Source organism: Pseudomonadota bacterium, from assembly GCA_022361155.1.
Taxonomy (GTDB): Bacteria; Myxococcota_A; Polyangia; order Polyangiales; family JAKSBK01; genus JAKSBK01.
Window position 1 is genome coordinate 1 of the sequence record JAKSBK010000447.1, and the last position, 6,367, is coordinate 6,367.

General features: G+C 65.0%; 7 protein-coding genes. 3 read left to right on the forward strand and 4 right to left on the reverse strand.

Going from position 1 to position 6,367, the window contains the following annotated elements:
• Positions 1 to 137: 137 nt before the first annotated feature.
• Complete coding sequence (locus MJD61_16860; GenBank protein MCG8556933.1) at positions 138 to 1,265, reverse strand: glycosyltransferase family 4 protein; 1,128 nt, start codon at positions 1,263 to 1,265, stop codon at positions 138 to 140.
• 29 nt (positions 1,266 to 1,294) lie between these two features.
• Here MJD61_16860 and MJD61_16865 point away from each other — a divergent pair, with 29 nt between their 5' ends.
• Positions 1,295 to 1,747 carry a cupin domain-containing protein gene (locus tag MJD61_16865; protein ID MCG8556934.1) on the forward strand — a complete coding sequence of 151 codons (453 nt, stop codon included), beginning with the start codon at positions 1,295 to 1,297 and terminating at the stop codon, positions 1,745 to 1,747.
• 79 nt (positions 1,748 to 1,826) lie between these two features.
• Positions 1,827 to 3,044, forward strand: a complete 1,218-nt coding sequence (locus MJD61_16870; protein MCG8556935.1) for a TCR/Tet family MFS transporter — start codon at positions 1,827 to 1,829, stop codon at positions 3,042 to 3,044.
• A gap of 195 nt (positions 3,045 to 3,239) precedes the next feature.
• Here the strand turns inward: MJD61_16870 and MJD61_16875 are convergent, their stop codons facing one another.
• The 3 genes from MJD61_16875 to MJD61_16885 all read right to left on the reverse strand — a co-directional run bounded on the left by MJD61_16875 (position 3,240) and on the right by MJD61_16885 (position 4,973).
• Positions 3,240 to 3,467 carry a hypothetical protein gene (locus tag MJD61_16875; GenBank protein MCG8556936.1) on the reverse strand — a complete coding sequence of 76 codons (228 nt, stop codon included), beginning with the start codon at positions 3,465 to 3,467 and terminating at the stop codon, positions 3,240 to 3,242.
• 179 nt (positions 3,468 to 3,646) lie between these two features.
• The gene (locus MJD61_16880) at positions 3,647 to 4,576 is read right to left on the reverse strand and encodes an FHA domain-containing protein (protein ID MCG8556937.1); all 930 of its coding nucleotides are present in this window, start codon (positions 4,574 to 4,576) and stop codon (positions 3,647 to 3,649) included.
• Positions 4,577 to 4,613: 37 nt separating this feature from the next.
• Complete coding sequence (locus MJD61_16885; GenBank protein ID MCG8556938.1) at positions 4,614 to 4,973, reverse strand: hypothetical protein; 360 nt, start codon at positions 4,971 to 4,973, stop codon at positions 4,614 to 4,616.
• A gap of 141 nt (positions 4,974 to 5,114) precedes the next feature.
• Here MJD61_16885 and MJD61_16890 point away from each other — a divergent pair.
• On the forward strand, positions 5,115 to 6,367 hold a 1,253-nt coding region (locus MJD61_16890), incomplete at its 3' end, for a carboxypeptidase-like regulatory domain-containing protein (protein ID MCG8556939.1).

Consider the following 6,367-nt stretch of genomic DNA (forward strand, 5'->3'; position numbering starts at 1 on the left):
ACTCGTCTGTATCGCCGAGGGCCGGGCGCCGTTGGCAAGGCGCAACGACGAGGAATATTGGGGATATTTCGAGGAGGCGCAACATAGCCAGCGGTGGTCGGAACCGGTGAGATGGATGAGTTATTCTTCCGCGGGCCCTAACCCTCCAGCACCTCCCGGTAGACTTCGAGGGTCAGCCTCGCGGTGCGGTCCCAGCTGAACTGGGTGGCGCGTTGCAGGCCTTGCGCGCGCAGTTCCTGTCGCCTTGCGGGATCGTCAGCGAGCGCGCGCCAGGCGGTTGCCAGGCTCTCGACGTCGCCCACCGGGAAGTGGACGGCGGCGCCGCCGGCCACTTCCCTCAGGGTGGCGATGTCGCTCGCGAGCACGGGGCAGCCACAGGCCATGGCCTCGAGCACGGGGATCCCGAAGCCCTCGGCGCTTGAAGGATGGACCAGCAAGCAAGCGCTTTGCAGCAGCGCGATCAGGTCTCGTCGGGGCAGGGCGGGCTGCCACAGCACGCGGTCTGACACGCCAAGGGTTCGTACCAGCCGATCGAGTCCGCGCCCGGCTGCGCGCCGCTGAATCAGGACCAGACGCTCGCCTGGCTTGCCCATGGCCGCGAAGGCGCGCACGGCGTCGGCGTGGCGCTTGGAAGGTTGGTTGAGGCCGACCACCAAGAAAAACGGTGCGTCCGTGGCAAGCAGCTCCGAGGCGCGCTGTTGCGCCGCCCGGGGGTCGTTCGGCGCACGGAATTCCGGACCGCAGGCGTTCGGCGTCACCCGGATGCGGGGTGCGGCCGACGGCTCGAGACGCACGATGTCGTCGGCGGAGGCCTGGGAGACCGTCAAGATGCGTTCAGCGGTGCGAAGCGCACGCCGAATCCCGGCGGCGAAGAAGGCCTGACGAATGGGCCTGAGCCACGGTCGGGGATCGCAGCATTCCGGCTGCTCAAGCCACATGACGTCATGCAGTGTGACGACCGCCGGCAGCGGTACACCTCGACCCAGAATGTTGTAGGGCATGTGGAGCAGGCCCTCGTTCGGGAACCGATCAAGCCTGGCCGGCCAGAGCAAGGTGGAGGGTCCGTTGGCCTGGGCGCGAACCACGGTCGAGCTCACGTTGGGCGCATCGAACAACGCGCTCGGTGCGCTCGGATGCCTCCAGAAGTGAAAGGCGAGGTCCGGTGCCAGTGCAGGCACGCGATCGAGCAGGGCGCGGACGTAGGTGCCGATCCCGCTGGGACTCGGCCCCACGTAGCGTGCGTCGACAACCACTAGACCATCCATAGCGAGCTCGTGCAGGGTAGAATCTGGACATGCATCGGGCCATCGTACTGCTTGTCTGGTTGACCGCCTGCCGCACTCCAGCCGTGGACTCCGCCGGGTCCAACGGGGCGAAACGAACCGCGTACCAAATCGTCGCCGCCGGGCAGCGGCGGCCGATCCGATGGACCAAGAACGAGCAAGCTCGCGAGCTCGCTATCCGAACCTTGCGCAACACGGGTCAATCGAGCCACCACGTGGTGCGGCTCAACGGAGCCGAAAAGCCCCACGTGCATGACTACCACGATCTGACGGTGTTCGTGCTGAGCGGCAAGGTCAACATGCACCTTGGAGAACATGTCAGCAGCGTCGAAACCGGCGACGTGATCGACATTCCCGCGGGCCAGGCTCACTGGGCCGAAAACGCACAGCGCGCCGCCAGCGAAGCGTACGTTGTGTTCGTACCCGGCTTCGACGGCAAGGACCGCCGGCCGCTCAAGCCGTAGCCCGCATCGGTTGCCAAGTGCGGGTGCCAAGCCCGGGCTGGTGCGATAGTACTTGGCCCCTGCCGCGTACGGCTCCGTCATGACCCCGAACCAACCACGCCGCGGTCTGCTCTTCGTGCTCATCACGGTCCTGCTGGATTCGATCGGGCTCGGCATCATCATCCCTGTGATGCCGGACCTCATCATGGAGCTTACGGGCGAGGGCGTGGCTGCCGCGTCGCTCTACGGGGGTTGGCTGCTCTTTACCTTTGCCTCCATGCAATTCGTGTTTTCGCCGATCGTTGGCAACCTCAGCGACGGCTTTGGACGCAGGCCGGTGCTGCTGGCTTCGCTGGCAGCCTACGGTTTCAACTACCTCGTGATGGCTGTAGCGCCCAGTGTGGGATGGTTGTTTCTCGGTCGTATCGTGGCGGGGATCACGGGTGCCACCTACAGCACGGCCAATGCCTTCATCGCGGACGTCAGCGCGTCGGACCGGCGCGCGCAGGATTTTGGGCTCGTCGGAGCGGCTTTTGGCTCCGGCTTCATCCTGGGGCCTGTGATCGGTGGGGTTTTGGGCCAGTATGGCTCGCGCGTGCCGTTCTATGCGGCGGCTGCCTTTTCGCTCATGAACTGGCTATATGGGCTGCTGGTGGTGCCGGAGACGCTGCCAAGGGAACGCAGGCGTGCATTCCAGCTAGCGCGTGCCAATCCGGTGGGTGCGCTCCTGCAGCTCGGCCGCTATCCCAGGATGCTCGGGCTGGTCGTCGCGGTCCTGCTCTACCAGCTGGCGAGTTTCGTCAATCCGAGCACCTGGTCCTACTTTGCGATTCAGAAGCTGGCGTGGTCCGAGCGTGACATTGGGTACTCGCTCGGCGCTGCGGGTCTGTTGCTGGCGTTCGTGCAGGGGTACTTGACTCGTATCGCCATTCCACGCTTGGGTCGCCGCTCGGCCGCCCTGGTCGGTGTGTCCTTCGCCGGCGTCGGCTATCTGGGTTTCGCGTTCGCGACCCAGGGTTGGATGATGTACGCTTGGCTGGTGCCGTGGTCGCTGAGTGGCTTGGCCTTGCCGGCCATCCAGGGGCTGATGTCTAGTCGGGTGCCGGTCGACGCTCAGGGCGAGTTGCAGGGCGTGCTTTCGAGCTTGGGTGGTCTGGCAGCCGTAGTGGCGCCACCAATGATGACCCGGCTCTTCAGCTACTTCTCCTCCGCTCAAGCACCCGTCTATTTTCCCGGGGCAGCGTTTGCAGCCGCGGCCGCACTCGCGATGTGCGGGCTGATGATCCTCGCCCCCGCGCTGTCCCGTGCGACCGATTAGGATTAGGCGTCGGGTCGCAATAACCTGGTCAGATCGGCTTCGAGGCGCGCGGCCGGCAAGGCGCGCCGCCGCCGCGCGAATACTCCCTGTCTTTGAAGGCGGCGCAACGTCGCCGGACGCGATGGATCGGAGTCGTGGCCAGGTTATCTTGGCCCGACGCCTCAGGGCCCGCGGAAGAGGATTGGCTCGCATCGGTCAGCCGGAGCCTCCGTCCCGGGCCGCGCTGTCGCACATGCCGGCCACGCATACCAGACCCCGTTCGCATTCCTGATCCCGCGTGCAGGGCTCACCCCGCTTCTTCTGGCCGATGTCGCTGCCGCACGCGCAGATCAGTGCGGCCAGCAGCCCACATGCTGCCCGAGCCCCCGCGGCGCGGCGGCTGTGAAAAGCCCCTTCACCCTGGCGCCGTCGCCGGTCTGCCAATCCACTCTCCTGGCTTCGCTCAGGCTACTACAGCTGCCAGCCTGGGCTCCAGCAAGCCGGGACAGAAGAATCGGTGGGAACGTAACCGTTCATGGGGGTCTTTGCTTGGGCGACGGCTGCCTGGGGCCTGAACGCCTGCGCGTGGGAACGCTCCCGCAACGGACTTCCAGCCGCAGGTGCTACGCGGTGATCTCGATCCGCAGCAGCTGCTTGCCCAGGAACAGGTAGTCGCCGTGCTCGAGCTGTTCGGGTCCGGAAATCCTCAAATAGGTGCCATTGCGGGAGCCGGAGTCGCTGAGCACGAGCTGGCCCTCTTTGGTCTTCTCGACGCGAGCGTGCCGGCCGCTCATGTACACGTCGTTGGGGAAATTCATGTCGGTGCCCTCGCGTCCGATCTCCACAACGTCATCTCGGCAACAGCGGACCATCGCGTCCGCACCACCTTCAACGAGCTGCGTCACGGCGAACGAGCTGGCATGCTTGGGCGATGCATAGAAGTACACGCCGTCCTCGATCTCCGGACCCCCGCCGGCCGGAGTCTCGTCAACGCGCAGCACCTGCTGCCCGCACAGGAACACATCGCCCGACGTGAGCGATGCCGGCCGTCTTAGCCGGAGAAACACACCGTTGACGCTTCCTTCGTCGCGTACCATGAGCTTGATGCCCTCGTAGACGAAGCTCGCGTGCCGGGGGTTGAGCCAGGCGTCTTCCGGGAAAAGAACCTGCCCCTGGCTGCGACCCGCAACGTGCTGCTCGCCGTTGAGCGCGTAGCTGAGCCCATTCATGTTGGTGTCGCTGCCGCTGCGAATAACGACCAGTCGCGCCTTGCCCGGGGCCTGCATCGTCCCGAAGTACTCAGCCCTGAACTCGGCGATCTCGTCCGGGACAGCCATTCCGCAGCTACCACAGAACTTGTGGCCCAAAGGTACCGCGCTCGAGCATTTGTTACAGACGTAGTTCCGGGCTTGCTCCATCAGTTGCTCCCGCGACGAGGTGGATTGCTTGGACGCGGCCAACGCCAGGTCGTGGCCACAACTTGGACAGGCTCTCACGCCCAGGAGGCTGAAGGTGTCACAGCGGCCACACGCGATCCCGACCTTGAATTCCATGCTCCTGGCCTACACAGCGTGGCGACCCGGACGCATCCTAGGTCATGGCTTCGACCATCGTCAAATCGGCGCCGGCAAGCAAGCACGACAGCACCCGCCTTGCGCCGCCATCAATGTCCCCTGGCGGCAGTTCGCCGGGCGGGATGGATACCCGACGCCTTAGGCTCGACGATCCCACGTGCGAGCAGAGCCACAACGTCAACGCAGCCCAGCCCGCCGCGGTCCCGATCGAGGCCGTAGTCGATCCGGTGGTTCGGGTGAACGCGGCTCGAGCCAGCGGGGTCCAGGTCTCGGCGCGGCGGCGCACGACCCGAAGCGCATGGATATCACACCGTTGCGACAAGGTTACAGTGGGGACGCTGCCTTGCTCTCGGTTCATTGTATCACCGAAGCTCATTCGTGAATCCTTTGAGGATTATTCGCACTGCAGCGGTTGACAGGGCTGGACCATCAAGCGAGCGTCCCTGTCGTCTGCCATTGTCCGGCGGCGCTGCGTCGCCCCGGACGGTCGTCGGTCGATCTGGAGGTAGGGTAGCCAATGCGTGTCACGTCCTTGATAAGCTTCGTTGCACTTGCGCTGTGGACCGCGATCGGGACTGTGGCGCATGCTCAACATGGCGGGCTTGGGGGGCAACGTCATGCCGAAGAGGTGGTCGAGGAGGCGCTCGGTGACGAGGCCTTCGATATCATTCCTGGCGGGGTGTGGCTGTTCGGAGGCTACTACCGCTACACCATGATCCCGGATCCCTTTCAGGAGATCTTCTTTGACCAAGCCCCATTCATTGATAACCACGCCGGAGGCTTCGTCATCACGCGCCGTTTCGGCGACGGTTTCAGCATCGTTTTTGGGGGAGGCTACCTGGACTACCGGGCGGATGGTTACTTTCGGCTCAGAAACGATCCTTGGGACGACACCGAGTACGTGTTCAGCGACCTGGGGCTGGTGCACGCCACGGCTTCGTTTCTATGGGCCGGCGACCTGACCGACTGGCTCGCGATCGAATACGGTGTGGGCTTTGACTTCGGCTACGTGATCGGCAACATCGAGCGCACCGAAGCCGTGTACGTGGGCAACCGGTGGTATCCCTGTAGAGGTCCCCAAGACCCCGTGGTACACCTGCAGAACGATCCGCCGAACACCCCGATGATCGAGCCGCGGCGGCAGTATTGCGAGCCGCCCAGCACCCCGGGCGTGCGCTCCGATCCGGCGGGCGAACGTGGTGCCCACTATCAGGCTCGCGTCGAGCGCATGAGCCAGCGCGGCCAGTTGCCCGATGTGTTTCTTTTCCCGCTGATACCTCACGTGGCGATCCGAATTGCACCTGTCCCCGAGTTCACGATCAAGCTCGAGGCGGGCTACTCCCTGCTGCACGCTTGGGCCGGCGCCTCGATCCACGCCGGCTTCGAAGTGGCACCCACCAAGGTGCCGCGGCCGGTGCGGGTCGTTGAACGCACGGTTGAAATCGAAACCAGACCCCCACCCAAGGGCAGGATAAGCGGCGTAGTGGTCGAGAAGGGCCCCGGCACACCGGTGAGCGGTGCCACCGTGAAATTCACTGGCAGCGAGTTCTCACCGCTGGTGACGGACGGGGCCGGAGCCTTCACGAGTTACGAGTTCGAACCAGGTCAAGTGGCCATGGAGCTGAGCCATCCGGACTACGAGCCAGGAACCTGCCTGGCAGCGGTTCCTGACGAGGGCGGCGTGGTCAGCCAGCGCTGCGAGCTGGCGGCCAAGCCGCGCATGGGTAACGTCGACGGCCGCGTAGTCGATGTCCAGGGCGCTCCGGTCAA